Genomic DNA, 16,920 nt, shown 5'->3' with positions numbered 1-16,920 from the left:
ACGATTCCTGTGATGATCCACTGCGTGCTTCATGAGAGATGCACGCAGATATCCCATACCGCCTGACGCGGAATGAGGCTCAGTGTGGTACAGGAATCAAATGCGGGGAGGTCGCCATACCCCTGATGGAGTTTGGACAGGATGGGAATCTATGGAGATGGACGCTGCGAGGGGGCTCGACAGGGTCACCGGAGGCTTGATGATGGAGACTTGCAGCATGCCGCCGGTCTTGCACTCCTGGCCCGGCTTACAGGGTTTACCGTGCTCGGTTGGGCTTTTCATGTCATGGCAGCAGTCTTGGCCCATGCCGTCCATCATCGCCATGCCCATGGTTTGCATCGGGCACGGCTCTGTCGGCGCCTGAACACCCGCCATCCCGCTGAAGGGAAGCGCCAGGCTAATCAGGAAAATCAGGCAAAGCCGTAGATAGCGTGTCATGGGCTGAAGTGTAGCCAGTAGAAATGGTGCTAACAATCACGTTCTAGGCTTCTTGGTTAGCTGCCAGAAACCTCTATTGCGCGCTCATTTCCATTTCAGGACTTAGCGTGCCTAACCATGCGACAAGACAGATGATGAGGATTGCCATCAGGAATTCGAATTTCATGCTGCGGCGCAAGGCATTGACCGCTACAGAGTATTGACCATTGCGAACCGAGCGCTCCAATAGCGGGCTTAAGTGAAAGCGGTTCAGCGTCGCTAAAACGATCATCCCGGCAAAGAGCAGGATCTTCAAAAACAGCAACTGGCCATAGGTACTGAGCATGACCTCATCAAGGTTGGGACCGACGATGAAAAGGTAATTTACTACTCCCGTAACGCTTATGATCGCAACAATCACACCGCCGGCCGACTCAAAGCCAGTCAGCACGCGGGCAAGAATACGTGCTTCCTCCTCACCCTTCAGCGATTTCAACCGCAGCAGTAGAGCGAAGGCCGCTAGAGCACCCAACCAGCCACCTGCCGCTAATAAATGGAAAATGTCGCTGAGAAAATGCCAGTAGCGGCGGCTGCCTTCGTCCATGGCACCATGCCCTGTCCAGGCTAGCGTGGCCAACGCGATTGCTCCACAGGCGGTGACGATCCAGAGGCTGGGTGTCGGATATCGTTTATTCAACGCGACGCCCAGAATTGCCCCCACCAAGGCGGCTATCCGAACCATCCAGGTCAACCCAACATCGGTGCCCATGATGACCATTTCAAAAATGTGGTGATGTAGCTCCATAAGCTCCGATACACCGCTCATTGCTTTTGCAAGCAACAACATCGCAGCAAGGGACAGAGCTACACCTGCAATAGAAGTACCGTAAAGAAGCGACTCAAAGTTCAAGACCGTGCCCGATACCCTTTCCTTTCCCCTGAGACTGTACAAGCCGAATATGGCCAGTCCAAATAACAACATCAGGTCAAAATAGAGAGCAAAGCGAACCACGATATTTAATGAGTCGCTCATGGATCATTTCACTTTGAATGAAAAGTTGCCGGTGATCGGGTGGGTGTCCGAAGACACTGCACGCCATTCAACTTTGTAGGTACCGGTGGTCAGCGGTGCAGCCGGCGTAATCACCATCGTTTTCGGATCACCACCAGCAGCGACAGCGGCCTTTACACCCATGGGGGAGTTAGGCATGCCAGGCATGTCGGTCATGATCAGCTTTGCACCGGAAAACTGAGTGGTGAGATTCTCAGAAAAATGCAGTTCGATTTTCGACGGAGCCGCCGCATCCGAGCCTTCTGCCGGAGTGGAAGAAAGAAGTTTTGGATGTGCCTGGGCCACTGCACTCAGAAGCAAACCAGCAGTGATTGCAACGGCCACGGACGTAGTTTTAAGGAATGACATGCAAGACTCCTCACAGCAAGCGCTGTTGATTCGAGGTTTTTTGGGAGGAACTAGTTTTTAATTTCTTTAAAAACCACTGTTGATTAACTCGGAGCCCCCGTCCTCTTCGCCAGGTTGAACAGGAGAAACTCGCTAGCCCTAACGTCACAGTGCGAGAACACGATGCCACACGATCACAAACTGTTCGATTACATTTCAGTCAGCTTGATCCGATGTTTGGCATCTAATCGTTGAGCGTAGCAAGGCCTGAAAAGAGACGGCGTACCGCAGGACCGGGGAGCTCAATCACTCTGAAAAATCCGCAGAGGCGTAGCTAAACGCACAACGCCAAGACGCCGTTGGTCCCAAATGTTTTGTCGCTCAGCTAACCGTCGAATCGACGGCCGGAAACTCAAGATGAAAAGCCGTTTTCCCGTCGCCTGACGTACACCAGATCTTGCCATCGTGCGCTTCGACAATTGATCGGGTAATCGACAGACCTAGCCCTGCGTTGCTTGGACTTCCTTCTCGCCGCGCTGGGTCCACGCGATAAAAACGATCAAACAGCTTTTCAAGGTGTTCGGGGGCAATGGGCTCACCATGGTTTTCCACGACAACCGTTACCGACGCATCCTTGTGCTGAATATCGACACTGATTGACGTCCCTTCATAGGTGTAGCGCAGCGCATTTGAGAGCAGATTGGAAATCGCTCGGTGGAGCATAAGAACATCACCTCGCACGCTCCCCCGTCCTGAAACCTTGAGCTCGATCCCTCGTTCATCAGCCAACAGGCGGTAGTACTCAAGCAATTTTTCCACGACAGCCACCAGGTCTATTGGCTTGCTCTCGTGCGTAATTAGACCATTGTCAGATTTCGCCAGAAAAAGCATGTCATCAATCATCCGGCTCATGCGCTTCAAGTCATCAAGATTGGAGTACAAATTGTCTTCGTAGTCCTCGATGTTTCTTTTTCTCGAAAGCACCACTTCAGTGTGGGTCATCAAGTTGCTCACGGGGGTCCGTAGTTCGTGGGCAATGTCTGCCGAAAAGTTGGATAACCGGACAAATGCATCGTCGAGCCTGGATAACATGGCGTTGAACGACAACACCATCTGTTGAAGCTCTTTCGGAACGGGTGCCAGGGGAATACGCTCCTTGAGTGATTTTGCTGACATGGAGGCAGCAACCCGTGTGACCTGGCGGATAGGCCGCATGCCACTGCTAGCTACCATCCAGCCGAGTGCAGCACTGACCAATGCGCTGATCACCAACCCTATCCAAAACCATCGTTCGAGCGTCTCGAAAAAGGACATATGCTGCGTAACGTCAAAAATCAACATGACAGTTAATGGCCTTTCTTGTCCCGTCACTACGGATTGCGCAGTCACACCACGGAACATCTGCTCTTGCTCCCGCCATTCCCAGACGGTTGTGTTTGTGGTTGTTCGAAACGCCTTCGGAACGTCGACCGGGCCGGGATCCGCAAACAGCACCTTGCCGTCGCCATCGATGATAAGCGCAGTCAAATCACGGTGTGCGCCCAGCAGCGCTTCTAACTCCGGTTTAGCCTCGCTGAATTGATCGATGTTGCTCAGCCCGGACAAGATCCGCTGGGTCGAGTGGAGTTTTTCGTACAATGCCTGCTGATCCAGCATCTTGAAATGATGCCGGCTGAGGTTATTGAAACTGAGTCCGGCGACCGTGAGCACGGCCGTTACCGCGAGCATAAACATCAGACTCATACGAGTCGTCAGGGACATCCGGTTCATCACGACTCCGAATCTGGTGCATCGAGCATGTAACCCATTCCCCTTGAGGTATGAATCAACTTGACCTCAAAATCGTCGTCTATCTTGGCCCTGAGCCGTCTCACTGCAACCTCGATAACGTTGGTATCGCTGTCGAAGTTCATATCCCAAACCTGGGAGGCGATAAGAGACTTTGGCAGCACCTCCCCTCGACGACGCAGCAGAAGCTCAAGCAACGCGAACTCTTTGGCCGTAAGGTCTATGCGTTTGCCTCCTCGGATGGCTCGACGCTTGAGCAGGTCCACTTCAAGGTCAGCCAGTTTCATAAAGGTTTGCGAAGGTGCGCTGCTACCGCGACGCAGCAGCGTTCTGACTCGAGCAAGCAATTCAGAAAACGCGAAGGGTTTGATCAGATAGTCATCCGCACCGAGTTCAAGTCCCTTCACTCGGTCTTCAACGCGGTCTCTGGCGGTGAGAAAAAGCACCGGGACGTCTTTCCCGGAAGCGCGCACCTTCTGCAGGACTTCCCAGCCATCCAAACCCGGCATCATGACGTCGAGAATCAGCAGATCATAGGCTTCGCTCAAAGCGTGCTGAAGCGCCTCTTTTCCATTCGTGAAACGGTCGACATTGAACCCGGCCTCGTTGAGCCCTTGCTGCAAATAGATACCTATTTTTGGTTCGTCTTCAGCGACAAGAAGTCTCATGAGGTCGTTCTCAGATAAAGGTTAAGCGGAGTCTGCAACGAAAACTGGCAGCCAACCAGCAACTGACAGAAAAGTAATCTTGGCTTCAGGTAGATGTCAGCGAGTGCTGGCTAGGGTTCAGACATGAGCACTTCATTGGTGCTCGACCGACCTCTGAGCGATGAATCGTATGGAAGTCGGATTCCCTCATGAGGAGCTACCCCGATGAACCACCTGAAAATGCTGTTTTTTGTAAGCTCGATACTGGTCTCGGCTTCTGTGTGGGCTGAAAGCGGCGGAGATCGTGTGATTGAGCGTATGGAAGGTTTGCGCGACAAGGCCGAGGCCACGTTGATGAAAGCTGAACAAGCCCCTGAAGGAGAGCGTCACGTCCACATGGCAGAACACATGAAGATGCTTGGCGACATCATGAGCCAGCTCCACAACGATCACCCAGATGCCTCAATGTCACCCCAACAGCATCTAGCCTGGATGGAGAAGCACGACAAAATTGTTGACGACGTTTTGCGCCAGATGCAGCGCGAGCACAAATTGATGCTTTCAGAAAACCATCAATAAACGCCCCCAGGATAAGTACTTGTCAGCATCTTGTTGCGGCGTCAATTGGACGCCGTATCTATTTAGAAAACTGACAAAGAAGTAATGCCCAAGTCAGTTAGCTGGCAGCTGAGCATCATTAGCATAGCCAATGTTCCCACGTATTCCTGAGGTCACCATGAAAACTACGCTCGCTACCCCGTTCATCGCAGCAATGACCCTTTTTTTCGCTGCTACGGCTATGGCTAATGCTGGGCATGGACAAGACGACATAGGCCAGCCTGGTGTGGCCTCTGACGTTACCCGCACTGTAGAGGTCGAGATGGGCGACATTTTTTTCAAGCCTAAAAGCATTGACGTAAAACCTGGTGAAACAATCCGCTTTGTCCTTCGCAACGAGGGTTCGCTGCTGCATGAGTTCAACATCGGCAAAGCCGCTGCTCATGCAGCACACCAGAAAGAAATGGCAAGCATGTTCAAGAACGGAACATTAAGCCCTACCGGTACCGGGAAGATGAGCGGCATGAGCCACGGCATGGGCGGAATGAAGATGGTCGCAATGGAGCATGACGACCCTAACAGTGTCCTGATTGAGCCTGGCTCAACCCAAGAGCTGATCTGGACCTTCAACGACAGTGCAGGGCTTCAGTTTGCCTGCAACGTGCCGGGGCATTACCAATCGGGAATGGTCGGCGAATTTGATCTGAAATAAACCGGAGTCGGCTGTTTCTGCCGGCCCGACGCAAGAGTTGGCTACGCTAAGTCGCAAGTAACATAGCAACGCTTCTCAGCCGGGGTCCGTGCGGAAACATCACCGCACCACTGTGGAGCCGCAAATCAGCGTTGTACTGAATATGCTCATTTCTAGTAGCACCTTACAAGGGGAATAGACATGCCTACCACCTCTGGCCATCACGACCATAATCACACCCATGCTGCTTCCCGGGATGATGCTGATCTACATGACCCGGTGTGTGGAATGGCAGTCACTTCGTCGAGTAAATTTGCTGAGACTTACCAGGGACAGACGTATCGGTTCTGTAGCCTGAAATGTCAGGAGAAGTTTCGAGCGGACCCTGAGCGCTACAGTGGCCACGTGGTGCGCAACGAGTCAGGCAGCACAACGCCGGAGTCTGCGGTACAAACGGGCACTGAATTTACGTGCCCGATGCATCCTGAAATACGGCAGACCGGCCCCGGTAACTGTCCTAAATGTGGCATGGCACTAGAGCCTGTCATGCCGGCGCTTGATGAAGAAGAAAATCCTGAACTCCGGGATTTCAATCGCCGCTTCTGGTGGTCGCTGCCCTTAACCGTGGTCGTAACCGTGCTCGCGATGGCGGGTCACTCGTTACAACTTCTTCATGGTTCGGCTCAAAACTGGATCGAGTTCGCTCTGGCGACACCCGTGACCTTATGGGCAGGATGGCCTTTTTTTGTAAGGGGACTGGCCTCGGTTAAAAATCGCAGTCCCAACATGTGGACTCTGATTGGGTTGGGCACCGCCGCAGCTTATCTGTACAGCGTCATAGCAACGCTCTTCCCCCAAAGTTTTCCCTCCAATTTCATGCAAGATGGACGTATCGGCGTTTACTTCGAAGCGGCAGCGGTCATCATCTCGCTCACGTTGCTTGGCCAGATCCTTGAGCTCAAAGCCCGATCACAAACTTCCGCCGCCATTAAGTCTCTTCTCGGCCTTTCGCCCAAAACTGCACGCCGGATCAATGCCGATGGCCAGGAGGAAGACATTCCTCTCACACATGTGCACCTGGGAGACCACTTACGGGTCAGACCGGGTGAAAAGGTGCCAGTTGATGGTTCGTTACTTGAGGGTGAAAGTGCGGTGGATGAGTCGATGCTCACTGGCGAGCCAGTCCCGGTAATGAAGAAAGCTGGAGATAGCCTGATCGGCGCCACGCTGAATACGCATGGGAGCCTGGTGATGGAGGCCCAGAAGGTCGGTGCCGAAACCATGCTGTCCCAGATCGTACAGATGGTCGCGAGAGCTCAGCGTTCCAAGGCGCCGATGCAACGAATGGCCGACTCGATTGCCGGCTACTTCGTGATGGGTGTTATCGCGATTGCGATAATGACATTTATCGGTTGGGGGCTTTTCGGCCCTGAGCCCAGTTGGGTGTTTGGTCTAATCAACGCTGTCGCCGTGCTGATCATCGCTTGTCCCTGTGCGTTGGGACTTGCTACGCCTATGTCGATCATGGTGTCGACAGGTAAAGCAGCCAGCATGGGTGTTTTGTTCAGAGATGCCAGTGCAATTGAAAGCCTTTGCAGAATCGACACGCTGATTGTCGACAAGACAGGCACCCTGACAGAGGGACGGCCCGTGTTTCACAGCGTGGAGGCCACTCCCACCTTCAATCCCGACGACGTCCTTCACCTGGCTGCCAGCCTTGATCAGGGCAGCGAGCATCCTTTAGCACATGCGATCGTCGATCACGCCCGAGCCGAGAACATAAAGCTCACCAAGCCCGAATCCTTTGAGTCGGATTCGGGTATCGGCGTCAGTGGCGTTGTCGATGGCAAGAAGCTCCAGCTGGGGAACACAGCGTTGATGGAAGCCGCAGGCGTGAGCACCAACTCCCTACAAGAGCGCGCTGAGGTGTTGCGACTTGACGGCATCAGTATTATCTACCTCGCCGTCGACGGCGCATTGGCAGGTTTGTTGGCCGTATCAGATCCGATCAAGCCGACCTCAAAAGAGGCCGTCACCAAGCTTAAGGCTCACAACGTGAAAATCATCATGGCTACTGGGGACGGGCTTACTACCGCTCGGGCTGTCGCCAGGGAGATGGGGATTGAAGAGGTCCACGGTGAAGTCAAACCCCAAGACAAGGAACGTCTGGTGGCAGACCTACAGCAACACGGGCGAAAAGTGGCCATGGCAGGTGACGGTATCAACGATGCTCCGGCCCTGGCGCGAGCAGATGTGGGGATAGCCATGGGAACGGGGACTGACGTGGCGATGAATAGCGCGCAACTCACGCTGGTCAAAGGTGACCTGATGGGGATCTTACGAGCACGAGCTCTTTCGGTCGCCACAGTTAAAAACATGCGCCAGAATTTGGGCTTTGCTTTTCTCTACAACTCAATGGGTATACCTCTTGCCGCTGGTTTGCTCTATCCATTGACGGGGCACCTCCTGTCGCCAATGATCGCTGCCATAGCCATGAGCGTCAGTTCTGCATCTGTAGTTTTCAATGCATTGAGGCTGAGGAATACCCGAGTTGACTGACCTTCAAAATTGCAGCGGTTTTAACTCGGGGGAATGGCTATCCATGTGCTTTCTTCAGTCCCTTTAAGCGCGCATTCGCCCGTTGCACAGCGGCCATTTTTTCAGGCCGCTTCATGCGCTTCCACTTTCTGATGTCTTCCTTGCTTCGCCCGCAGCTCACACACAGATCACCACTGAGTTGGCAAACCGAGATACAAGGATTCTCGATTTCTTTTGCCATGGTCAGTCCCCCTTAGCTTTATGTAGTTGAGCCATGCGACGTTTCCAGTCGCCTATGTGCGTGCGTTGGCACTCTTGCTCCGAGTCAAAGCGGACATTGCGGTCTGAAACAGGCAGGTCAAGATTGGCCTCTTTCAAGGCGATCGCCGTCAACTCAAAGATGCGGGCCTTCGCATCAATCTCGGCCCGCTTCCTGTCAGCCAGGGTTTCGAACACCCAGATGACCTTTAGGGTTTCAGCCAACGCACTTAGGTCAGCGGTGTGAGTGAGCCAAATAAAGCCCTTTATCTCGTCCTTTGCTGTTTCGCACGCGTCGGTGAGCGTGACGATCAACTGGCGCTCGATTCGAGCCAGCTCACGTTTACCGGGCGGCATCGGTGTTTCCTATAGAGGCTGTGCTGGACAGGCGCTGAGTCATGTTTGTCGGAACTCGACGGTCAGGTGGCTGACTTCGTGAACCGGTTTGAGACGTTCACGAATGCTGTCGGCGTTCACAGTGGCTTCACCTAGAACGCTGACGATCGCCGCGCGCGCTTGAGGACCCACCCTCCAAACGTGCAAGTCTGTAATGGTAGCGCCACCCGGTTTCTCAACGAGTTCGCGGATTTCCTCGGCAACGTGGGCGTCGGTCTGATCGAGCAACACGCCCGCAGTTACCCCCATCAAGGTCCAGGCCCAACGCGCGATAACGAAAGCGCCGACGATACCCATGACCGGGTCGAGCCACACCCAGCCCAGATACCGACCGGCAAGCAATGCAGCGATGGCCAGAATCGACGTCAACGCGTCTGCAATGACATGGACATAGGCCGACCTCAAGTTGTTGTCGTTTCCGTTGTGGGCATGAGGGTGATCGTGGTCGTGGTCGTGGTCGTGGTCGTGCCCATGCCCCAGCAGCAGGGCACTGACAATGTTGACGAGCAAACCGACAACGGCGATGAGGGTCGCGGTGCCAAATTGAACCGGTGTTGGCTGCAACAAACGCATGACCGATTCAACGCCAATGCCCAACGCAACAATGCCGAGAATCAGCGCCGAGGCGAACCCGCCCAAGTCTCCAACCTTTCCTGTACCGAAACTGTAGCGCTGGCTGGTAGCGTGGCGTTTTGCGTATCCGTAAGCGGCCGCCGCGATGCCCAATGCGCCGGCATGGGTTGCCATGTGGAAGCCATCGGCCAGTAACGCCATCGAACCCGTGATATAGCCGGCGGTGATCTCCCCGATCATCATTACCACCGTGAGTGCTACAACCCAAAGCGTACGCTTGGCATTCTCGTCGTGCGCTGAGCCTAGAAACACGTGGTCGTGTGTGTAATCGATGTCTGTCCTGCTCATACGTGTTTACCTGGATGCATTCACTTGGAGTACCGGCGGATAGCTTCAAGAAGCTCTTCGACGCCCTTGTTACGCTCTTCTTCGCTGAGCGCAGGGTTCGCGACATGCTCTCGTGCGTGATCCTCGATGATCTCTTCCATCAGCCCGTTGATGGCACCCCGAGTGGCCGCAACAAGATGGAGTGTCTTGGCGCAGTCGAGATCCGATTCCAATGCTCGTTCAACAGCTTGAATCTGTCCGGCAATACGTTTTACGCGTTTAAGAAGATCGTCTTTGTGTGATGCGATGTGGCCCACGTGATACCCCCCTGGCTATATTAGCTCGCATGATAGGCGTACCCCCTATACCTATGCAAGGTTCGCGGGAGGACAGATCAAAGCTTTTTGACGGAACGAGAGGCTTACAAAATCGAGGGATCAAGCAAGAGAGCCGCAATGTGCCGTTAGGCGACCTCAACCGACCAGGGCCATAGGGCGCACTGGTCGAATCCGTTCAAACGGTAGTGAGCTGATTAACAACCGGGTGGTCAAGTTTGTGAAATTTCTCGAAATGACGCTCACGGCCTTGATTAGATAATTGTTGACCTTGCCACGGTGTCAACGTCGATGCTTTAGCTGCGGGGAAAAGACACCGCTCAGCACGAGGATAATTAACATGGTCGTCTTAGATGTATCAGGCATTGGTTGCGGCAGCTGCGTCGGCAAAATCACCAGAGCGATCCAGGCACTGGACGGCAACGCTACGGTCTCAGTCGATCGATCAACCGGTAAGGTGAGTGTTGAAAGTAGCGAAAACGCGGAACAGCTTCGTAAAGCTGTGGAGGCTGTTGGTTTTCCTTCCAAGATCAGCCATTGAATGGAGACGCCTGCTCCTGAGTAGAGCGTCGTCTGATGGTGAATACCTTTGAATCCGAAAGTACCTGAGCCGCTGTATCGGCCAAAGTTGGCTCGCATGCGCCTATGCTGCTAGTCACCGCGCAGAGCTTTGAGCAAACCCTTGAATGCTCCATTTAGCCGAGTAAAAGCGGCATCGAAACGTATCGCGTTTTCCGTGTATTTCGCGACCTCGACCTGCTGATCGACAGTATTTTGGTCCAAGGCAGGCTGAGCCGGCGTGCTGTAAAGCAAGTCGCGCCCGTATATAGCCACCGCCGATTCTTTCTTAAGAAAATGCTTTGCGTTTGTTGTTTTCAAAGAAAACGCAGTGGTAGCAGGTTCTTTGGTTTGGCTGGCGAGCACAGTAGAAAAATCCAAGTCTTGGGCTTTGAAGTTCGGAGTGTCAGCGTTCGCGATATTGTTACTTAAGATCTCAGCTCTTTGGCCACGATAAACTAACGCTCTTTCTGCGGAGCCTAATGCTTTCTCAAAATTAATACTCACAATCAATCACCCTCGGTGGCATTACTATCTTCTTTGATCATTGAACACCCAGCTGTTGCAGCAGAGCATTCAAGTCTCCTATTAATTTTAATGCAGAGACCTAGAACATCGCCTCCGTGAGAATTAATGGAACCCAAAGCAATGATTACACTTCAATCTTATATTCAATAAAAGTCGCGCAATGCGAAAAGATGGAGACCATACGTATTAAATAGCGTGTACTTCAAGAAAAATATTCCAAACTGACACAACTGTAATATTGGCCTAAGCTTCCTGACAGGGGGTGTCTCTTATAGTCCAACTGAGTCTTTTGCTCACCCCCAAAGAGTCCAATCCATGATGTGATTCAGAGGGGATATTTTCACACATCTGAGGTAGCCCATATGAACACCATCAAAACCTTGTTCGTCGTCGCAGCGCTGACTGTTTCCACTCTGGCCATGGCTGAAGGCGGTGGTGACCGGACTTTCGCACGTATGGAAGTGGCCAGGACGAATTCGATGGAATCGTACCAGGTAGCTCAAACGCAGAGCGCTCAACCGCCTGTCGCTGAAAGCAAAGCCAAAGCGATGGACCATAAAAACTGCTGAACGATCAGGCACGCGGCCAAGCTGACAGAAATGTAATCACGAAGGTGGTTTAGATGTGGCAATTTCTGAGCTCGCTTGCAATGAAAAATTCGTCTTTTTTTCGGTACGCGAAGCTCATCTTGCCAACTCACGGGTTGATTTGAACGGCTCCCTTTTGACTGATTGGAAATAAACGGCATGCATTCCAAAACCTCTAGACGGACATTCGTTAAAGGCCTGGCCGCCGGCGGCATCCTTGGTGGCCTTGGTCTGTGGCGCACTCCTGTATGGGCAGTGACCAGTCCCGGCCTGCCGAGCGTCCTCACCGGCAACGAATTTGATCTGTTTATTGGTGAAACGCCGGTAAACATCACTGGCTCGCCGCGCACAGCCATGACCATCAATGGCTCGTTGCCGGGGCCTTTGCTGCGTTGGCGCGAAGGCGAGACGGTCACTCTGCGCGTGAAAAACCGTCTGGAGCAAGATACCTCCATTCACTGGCACGGCATCATTTTGCCTGCCAACATGGACGGTGTACCGGGTTTGAGCTTCCATGGCATCGCGCCCGACGGCATGTACGAGTACAAGTTCAAGGTGCATCAAAACGGCACGTACTGGTACCACAGCCATTCTGGGTTGCAAGAGCAGGCCGGTGTTTACGGGCCAATAGTCATCGATTCGAAAGAGCCTGAGCCGTTTCAATACAATCGCGACTATGTGGTGATGCTGACTGACTGGACCGATGAGGATCCTGGTCGCGTCATGGCCAAACTCAAGAAACAATCGGACTACTACAACCACCACAAACGTACCGTGGGCGACTTCATCGACGACGTCAGCAAGCAAGGTTGGTCTGCTGCCGTCGCCGACCGGAAAATGTGGGCCGAAATGAAAATGAACCCCACTGATCTGGCAGACGTCAGCGGGGATACCTACACCTACCTCATGAATGGCCAAGCGCCGAACGGCAACTGGACCGGTATTTTTAAGCCTGGCGAGAAGCTGCGCCTGCGCTTTATCAATGGCTCAGCGATGAGCTATTTCGATGTTCGCATTCCTGGTTTGAAAATGACCGTGGTGGCGGCCGACGGCCAATATGTCCAACCAGTCAGTGTCGATGAATTCCGCATCGCCGTGGCAGAAACCTATGATGTGATTGTTGAGCCTGCCACCGAGGAGGCTTACACAATCTTCGCCCAGTCCATGGATAGAACCGGCTATGCGCGGGGGACCTTGGCAGTTCGTGAAGGACTGAAAGCACCGGTACCGGCGATCGATCCGCGTCCGCTGTTGACCATGGATGACATGGGCATGGGCGGTATGGCTGGCATGGACCATGGCAGCATGGCTGGCATGGGCGGCGGCGATATGAAACCGGGTGACATGTCAGGTATGGCTGGCATGGATCACAGCAAGATGCAGGGAATGGACGAAGGTGGCATGACCGGGATGACCGGCATGGACAGTGGTGACATGACTAATATGGCCGGCATGGACCATAGCAAGATGGCAGGTATGGACAAAGGTGACATGTCCAACATGGCTGGCATGGACCACAGCAAGATGGCGGGGATGGACAAAGGTGACATGCCCAACATGGCCGGCATGGATCACAGCCAGATGGGAGGCATGGGGGGCATGGGAGGCGAGATGCAATCTCACCCAGCGTCCGAAACCAACAACCCGTTGGTTGACATGCAGGCCATGAACCCAACGCCAAAACTGAACGATCCAGGTATCGGTTTGCGGAACAACGGTCGACGCGTGCTCACTTACTCAGATCTGAAGAGCACTTTCCAGGACCCTGATGGCCGAGAGCCCAATCGCACCATTGAGCTGCATCTGACCGGTCACATGGAAAAGTTTTCCTGGTCCTTCAACGGCATCAAATTTTCTGATGCTGAGCCCCTTCGCCTCAAGTACGGGGAGCGTCTTCGCATCACCTTGGTAAACGACACCATGATGACGCACCCCATCCACCTTCATGGAATGTGGAGCGACCTTGAAGATGAAAACGGCAAGTTCATGGTACGTAAGCACACAATCGACATGCCACCGGGTACCAAGCGCAGCTATCGAGTCACCGCCGATGCTTTAGGTCGCTGGGCCTATCACTGCCACCTGCTTTTCCATATGGAAATGGGCATGTTCCGTGAAGTACGGGTTGATGAGTAAAGGAGACGATCTGTGAGCACACACCTAAATCGTAAATCGCTGGTCGGTTGCCTCTTTGCCTTTGGCCTGATGGGTGGATTCTCCTGCGTAGCATTGGCAGTCGAAGAACGTGGTGATCCTTCACCTGCTACTTCTGCGGATGCGCCGAACAAGACTGCGACCACGTCAAACGAGGCAACGCCGAATCACGCGACGATGCCTCATACCAAGATGCGCCATGAGTCGATGGATCATGACCAAGAAAACAAGAAGGCGGATTGAGATCATGACCAGGAATTTTTTACGCCCAACGTTGATGGTATTGGCAGTTTCTACGAGTCCTGTCTTCTTTGCCGTGGCTCACGCCGCTGAAGAGATGGATCACTCCAAGATGAACCATGGCTCCATGGGAGCGATGGACCATAGCAACATGGGGGCTATGGAGCACAGCAAGATGAAAATGGACGACGGTCAAATGACCGGCATGGAAAGTATGGATGAAGGGACGACGACAACCAGTCGAACCCCTATCCCCGTTCTTACCGATGCTGACCGTGCAGCCGCCTTCCCAGATGTCGCTGGTCATGGTGTCCACGACAAAACAATCAACTCTTTCATGCTGCTGGATAAGTTTGAATACCAGGATGCTGACAACGGTAGTGCGTTGGCCTGGGATGCGAAAGGATGGATCGGCGGTGACATTGATCGACTGTGGTTGCGCTCGGAAGGCGAACGTACCAATGGCGTGACGGAAAGCGCTGAATTATCCGCGCTCTGGGGGCACTCCATCGGACCGTGGTGGGACGTCGTCACCGGTGTACGACAGGATTTCAAACCAGGGTCCCCTCAAACCTGGGCCGCACTCGGCATTCAGGGCATGGCCCTCTACAACTTCGAGGCCGAAGCAACTGCCTACATCGGTGAGAACGGTCAATCGGCTGCTCGACTGGAAGGCGATTACGACATTCTGCTGACGAATCGATTGATCTTGCAGCCGACGGCCGAGGTCAATTTTTATGGGAAGAATGACCCTCAGCGCGGCATCGGGTCCGGATTAGCCAACACCGAAGTGGGGCTCCGATTGCGTTATGAGATTGTCCGCCAATTTGCCCCTTATATCGGGGTGAGTTGGAGCCGTTCCTATGGCAATACGGCAGACTTTGCACGTGAGGAAGGTGAAGATGCCAGCGAGGCACGCTTTGTCGCCGGTATACGGATGTGGTTCTGAGAACCGGGCATGAAGATTACACTGAAGGCACTAATAGCTGCTGGTCTGGCCACCGTAGCAGCGGCTGCCGGCGTGGTGTATTTCGGCGTGATCAATGTCGGGGCGGATGATCCCCACTCTGCCCCCGTCTACGCGCTACTTTCTATTGCTCGGGATCGCTCGATACACGTGCGCTCGCGCGACATTCAGGTCCCCGACCTGAGCCAAGAAGCTCTCATCCGTGAAGGTGCTGGCAACTACAACTCGATGTGTGTCGGTTGCCATTTGGCTCCGGGGCTTGCAGGCACCGAACTGAGTAACAGCCTTTACCCTGCACCTCCGAATCTTTCGAAACTGGGCGTCGACGGGCACCCAGCTGCAGCTTTTTGGATCATCAAACACGGAATCAAATCCACCGGCATGCCCGCGTGGGGCAAAAGCATGGCCGATCCCTACGTATGGGGGATGGTTGCATTTCTCCAGCAGCTTCCGTCACTGGATGCAGAGCAATACAAAGCTCTGATCACGAGTAGCAGTGGCCATCAACACGGTGGTGGCGAAAGCGTGATGCACAACCATGAGGGTCAGCATGGAACGATCCAGGGGCAAAGTGGCGCAGGTGCTGCCGACCAAAGGGCGGAAGTCCGCGCTCATGATGACGAGAAAAACACGGCACATGCCCATGGCCCCTCCGCAGCGCCATCTGCAAAGGAGCCTGCTGACCACGCCGATCATAAGGGTAGGGAAGCTTCAGATGACGCGGCCCCGACTCCAACCGTACAGCCCAAATCACATACACATACTGATGGGAAGGAACATACCCATGCGAAATAATTCTCTTCGTCGCAGACGGGCACTTCGTCTCGCTGCTTTCGTGGCTCTGTTCATCAGTTCAGCCAGTCACGCAGCAGAGCCATTGACGATCGATGTACATCGCGACGCTAATTGCGGGTGCTGCAAGAAATGGGTCCAGCACCTTGAAGCCAGCGGCTTTACCGTCGTTGATCACGTGGAAACCAACATGAGCGCGATCAAGCGCGGTTTCGGAATTTCTCCTGAGCTCTCGTCCTGTCACACAGCAACCATCAACGGAAAGTTTGTTGAAGGTCACGTGCCCGCCGAGCAAATCATTGCGATGAGCAAACGTGATGACCTGCTCGGGATTGCCGTTCCAGGCATGCCGGCCGGCTCCCCAGGAATGGAAGTGGACGGGAAACATGACGCGTATAAGGTAATCGGCTTGTCAAAGGCAGGCACAGACCACGTCGTCGCTGAATACCCGAAAACTGATCTTCTAATCTCGCTCCTGCATGGTGAAGGTCATGGCCGTGCAGAGGACATAGCTCATTTCGAACGTAAAAAAGGCGCCACTAGGGCGCCTAAGCCACCTCCCAAACCAAAGGAAAAACAAGGAGGCGGGATGTATCAGGTGGTCGAGCAATTGTTTACTGCACGTTAGAAACCCCTCGACTGACGGACATGATTTCATAAAGTGGATAACTTCAGGCTTTCCTGAAAATTAATTCTACGTCAGCGAGCAGTAAGCTAGTTTCGGACAAAGGAAAATTATGCAGTTCTTAAATAATTTTCATTGTCTAGCTTCCATGGGGGCAGTTGTCGGCCATGACCTTATATTCCACGGTGTTAAGCTTGCCCGTAGAGTCTTCATAGGTCATGCGTGAAGGAGCAACCCCACAGGTTTTATTGGCTTGCGTGACACTGACGACCTTCTGGATATCGAGGTTCATACCATATTCATAATGAACAACTTCAGGAGGAGTCTTGCCGTTCCTTGAGGCATATTGCTCCATTGCTTGTTGGTTCTCTTGCATCATTCGACCATACACGCGGTCACCGCCTCCTTCAGCCATGGCTAATGAAGATAAGGTCAAAATCGAAGCGGCGCAAAACGCTTTCACTGCTGTCATTGCTTTCATGATTTTCTCCTAAAGCTCAATTTACTGAGTTAAAGAGTAACAAGTGAAAGCTTTCAGAAAG

General features: G+C 53.4%; 20 protein-coding genes and 1 pseudogene. 10 read left to right on the top strand and 11 right to left on the bottom strand.

Features of this window, described 5'->3' with window-relative positions:
- Positions 1-96: 96 nt before the first annotated feature.
- The 5 genes from F8N49_RS28010 to F8N49_RS03295 all read right to left on the bottom strand — a co-directional run bounded on the left by F8N49_RS28010 (position 97) and on the right by F8N49_RS03295 (position 4,272).
- Positions 97-438 (bottom strand): hypothetical protein, encoded by a 342-nt coding sequence (locus F8N49_RS28010; RefSeq protein ID WP_080377434.1) that lies wholly within the window; start codon positions 436-438, stop codon positions 97-99.
- A gap of 73 nt (positions 439-511) precedes the next feature.
- A complete protein-coding gene (copD, locus tag F8N49_RS03310) occupies positions 512-1,450 on the bottom strand; it encodes a copper homeostasis membrane protein CopD (protein ID WP_024014908.1) in 939 nt (312 codons plus the stop codon).
- A 3-nt stretch (positions 1,451-1,453) separates the two neighbouring features.
- Entirely contained in the window at positions 1,454-1,837 is a 384-nt protein-coding gene (copC, locus tag F8N49_RS03305) for a copper homeostasis periplasmic binding protein CopC (RefSeq protein ID WP_024014909.1), read from the bottom strand.
- A gap of 360 nt (positions 1,838-2,197) precedes the next feature.
- Positions 2,198-3,586, bottom strand: coding sequence for a heavy metal sensor histidine kinase (locus F8N49_RS03300; protein ID WP_024014910.1), 1,389 nt, complete (start codon positions 3,584-3,586; stop codon positions 2,198-2,200).
- Positions 3,586-4,272: a heavy metal response regulator transcription factor gene (locus tag F8N49_RS03295; protein ID WP_019816984.1), complete on the bottom strand. Its 687-nt coding sequence runs from the start codon at positions 4,270-4,272 to the stop codon at positions 3,586-3,588. The genes F8N49_RS03300 and F8N49_RS03295 overlap by 1 nt, the downstream gene beginning before the upstream one ends.
- A 204-nt stretch (positions 4,273-4,476) precedes the next feature.
- Here F8N49_RS03295 and F8N49_RS03290 point away from each other — a divergent pair, with 204 nt between their 5' ends.
- The 3 genes from F8N49_RS03290 (at position 4,477) to F8N49_RS03280 (ending at position 8,059) form a co-directional block, all read left to right on the top strand.
- A complete protein-coding gene (locus F8N49_RS03290) occupies positions 4,477-4,830 on the top strand; it encodes a co-regulatory protein PtrA N-terminal domain-containing protein (protein ID WP_024014911.1) in 354 nt (117 codons plus the stop codon).
- A 157-nt stretch (positions 4,831-4,987) separates the two neighbouring features.
- Positions 4,988-5,521 carry a plastocyanin/azurin family copper-binding protein gene (locus F8N49_RS03285; protein WP_019816982.1) on the top strand — a complete coding sequence of 178 codons (534 nt, stop codon included), beginning with the start codon at positions 4,988-4,990 and terminating at the stop codon, positions 5,519-5,521.
- 180 nt (positions 5,522-5,701) lie between these two features.
- Entirely contained in the window at positions 5,702-8,059 is a 2,358-nt protein-coding gene (locus tag F8N49_RS03280; RefSeq protein ID WP_116826528.1) for a heavy metal translocating P-type ATPase, read from the top strand.
- A 37-nt stretch (positions 8,060-8,096) separates the two neighbouring features.
- Here F8N49_RS03280 and F8N49_RS03275 read toward each other — a convergent pair whose 3' ends face one another.
- The 4 genes from F8N49_RS03275 to F8N49_RS03260 are packed head-to-tail and all read right to left on the bottom strand — an operon-like array spanning position 8,097 to position 9,909.
- Positions 8,097-8,279 carry a DUF1289 domain-containing protein gene (locus F8N49_RS03275; protein ID WP_024616838.1) on the bottom strand — a complete coding sequence of 61 codons (183 nt, stop codon included), beginning with the start codon at positions 8,277-8,279 and terminating at the stop codon, positions 8,097-8,099.
- Between the two features lie 2 nt (positions 8,280-8,281).
- Positions 8,282-8,653: a hypothetical protein gene (locus tag F8N49_RS03270; RefSeq protein ID WP_024014914.1), complete on the bottom strand. Its 372-nt coding sequence runs from the start codon at positions 8,651-8,653 to the stop codon at positions 8,282-8,284.
- A 39-nt stretch (positions 8,654-8,692) separates the two neighbouring features.
- A complete protein-coding gene (dmeF, locus tag F8N49_RS03265; protein WP_024014915.1) occupies positions 8,693-9,613 on the bottom strand; it encodes a CDF family Co(II)/Ni(II) efflux transporter DmeF in 921 nt (306 codons plus the stop codon).
- 20 nt (positions 9,614-9,633) lie between these two features.
- On the bottom strand, positions 9,634-9,909 hold the full coding sequence (locus F8N49_RS03260; protein WP_073470825.1) for a metal/formaldehyde-sensitive transcriptional repressor: 276 nt from the start codon (positions 9,907-9,909) through the stop codon (positions 9,634-9,636).
- A gap of 358 nt (positions 9,910-10,267) precedes the next feature.
- Between F8N49_RS03260 and F8N49_RS03255 the strand changes: the two genes are divergently transcribed.
- Entirely contained in the window at positions 10,268-10,468 is a 201-nt protein-coding gene (locus tag F8N49_RS03255; RefSeq protein ID WP_047292961.1) for a heavy-metal-associated domain-containing protein, read from the top strand.
- 110 nt (positions 10,469-10,578) lie between these two features.
- Here F8N49_RS03255 and flgB read toward each other — a convergent pair whose 3' ends face one another.
- A complete protein-coding gene (gene flgB, locus F8N49_RS03250) occupies positions 10,579-10,992 on the bottom strand; it encodes a flagellar basal body rod protein FlgB (RefSeq protein ID WP_019816894.1) in 414 nt (137 codons plus the stop codon).
- A gap of 383 nt (positions 10,993-11,375) precedes the next feature.
- Here flgB and F8N49_RS03245 point away from each other — a divergent pair, with 383 nt between their 5' ends.
- The 6 genes and pseudogenes from F8N49_RS03245 to F8N49_RS03220 all read left to right on the top strand — a co-directional run.
- Entirely contained in the window at positions 11,376-11,582 is a 207-nt protein-coding gene (locus F8N49_RS03245; RefSeq protein ID WP_019816895.1) for a co-regulatory protein PtrA N-terminal domain-containing protein, read from the top strand.
- 177 nt (positions 11,583-11,759) lie between these two features.
- Entirely contained in the window at positions 11,760-13,736 is a 1,977-nt protein-coding gene (locus F8N49_RS03240) for a copper resistance system multicopper oxidase (RefSeq protein WP_024014918.1), read from the top strand.
- 12 nt (positions 13,737-13,748) lie between these two features.
- Complete coding sequence (locus F8N49_RS03235) at positions 13,749-13,997, top strand: hypothetical protein (protein ID WP_143170045.1); 249 nt, start codon at positions 13,749-13,751, stop codon at positions 13,995-13,997.
- Entirely contained in the window at positions 13,969-14,943 is a 975-nt protein-coding gene (locus F8N49_RS03230) for a copper resistance protein B (protein ID WP_039593195.1), read from the top strand. Before F8N49_RS03235 ends, F8N49_RS03230 begins: the two co-directional genes overlap by 29 nt.
- A gap of 9 nt (positions 14,944-14,952) precedes the next feature.
- Complete coding sequence (locus tag F8N49_RS03225) at positions 14,953-15,756, top strand: cytochrome c (protein WP_039593194.1); 804 nt, start codon at positions 14,953-14,955, stop codon at positions 15,754-15,756.
- Positions 15,746-16,204 (top strand): annotated as a pseudogene (locus F8N49_RS03220) (DUF411 domain-containing protein); the annotation flags it as partial. The gene F8N49_RS03225 and the pseudogene F8N49_RS03220, both read left to right, overlap by 11 nt.
- Positions 16,205-16,517: 313 nt before the next feature.
- Here F8N49_RS03220 and F8N49_RS03215 read toward each other — a convergent pair.
- Complete coding sequence (locus tag F8N49_RS03215) at positions 16,518-16,850, bottom strand: DUF2790 domain-containing protein (protein ID WP_039593249.1); 333 nt, start codon at positions 16,848-16,850, stop codon at positions 16,518-16,520.
- Positions 16,851-16,920 lie beyond the last annotated feature (70 nt).

Source organism: Pseudomonas sp. GXM4, assembly GCF_008923895.1.
GTDB lineage: Bacteria > Pseudomonadota > Gammaproteobacteria > Pseudomonadales > Pseudomonadaceae > Aquipseudomonas > Aquipseudomonas atacamensis.
This window is presented reverse-complemented; position numbering and strand designations above follow the sequence as displayed.

Coding starts and splice junctions, on each gene's coding strand:
- copC (WP_024014909.1), bottom strand. CDS start 1,837: ATGTCATTCCTTAAAACTACGTCCGTGGCCGTTGCAATCACTGCTGGT.
- F8N49_RS03245 (WP_019816895.1), top strand. CDS start 11,376: ATGAACACCATCAAAACCTTGTTCGTCGTCGCAGCGCTGACTGTTTCC.
- F8N49_RS28010 (WP_080377434.1), bottom strand. CDS start 438: ATGACACGCTATCTACGGCTTTGCCTGATTTTCCTGATTAGCCTGGCG.
- F8N49_RS03275 (WP_024616838.1), bottom strand. CDS start 8,279: ATGGCAAAAGAAATCGAGAATCCTTGTATCTCGGTTTGCCAACTCAGT.
- F8N49_RS03215 (WP_039593249.1), bottom strand. CDS start 16,850: ATGACAGCAGTGAAAGCGTTTTGCGCCGCTTCGATTTTGACCTTATCT.
- F8N49_RS03240 (WP_024014918.1), top strand. CDS start 11,760: ATGCATTCCAAAACCTCTAGACGGACATTCGTTAAAGGCCTGGCCGCC.
- F8N49_RS03280 (WP_116826528.1), top strand. CDS start 5,702: ATGCCTACCACCTCTGGCCATCACGACCATAATCACACCCATGCTGCT.
- F8N49_RS03230 (WP_039593195.1), top strand. CDS start 13,969: ATGACCAAGAAAACAAGAAGGCGGATTGAGATCATGACCAGGAATTTT.
- F8N49_RS03295 (WP_019816984.1), bottom strand. CDS start 4,272: ATGAGACTTCTTGTCGCTGAAGACGAACCAAAAATAGGTATCTATTTG.
- F8N49_RS03300 (WP_024014910.1), bottom strand. CDS start 3,586: ATGAACCGGATGTCCCTGACGACTCGTATGAGTCTGATGTTTATGCTC.
- F8N49_RS03270 (WP_024014914.1), bottom strand. CDS start 8,653: ATGCCGCCCGGTAAACGTGAGCTGGCTCGAATCGAGCGCCAGTTGATC.
- dmeF (WP_024014915.1), bottom strand. CDS start 9,613: ATGAGCAGGACAGACATCGATTACACACACGACCACGTGTTTCTAGGC.
- copD (WP_024014908.1), bottom strand. CDS start 1,450: ATGAGCGACTCATTAAATATCGTGGTTCGCTTTGCTCTCTATTTTGAC.
- F8N49_RS03290 (WP_024014911.1), top strand. CDS start 4,477: ATGAACCACCTGAAAATGCTGTTTTTTGTAAGCTCGATACTGGTCTCG.
- F8N49_RS03255 (WP_047292961.1), top strand. CDS start 10,268: ATGGTCGTCTTAGATGTATCAGGCATTGGTTGCGGCAGCTGCGTCGGC.
- F8N49_RS03285 (WP_019816982.1), top strand. CDS start 4,988: ATGAAAACTACGCTCGCTACCCCGTTCATCGCAGCAATGACCCTTTTT.
- F8N49_RS03225 (WP_039593194.1), top strand. CDS start 14,953: ATGAAGATTACACTGAAGGCACTAATAGCTGCTGGTCTGGCCACCGTA.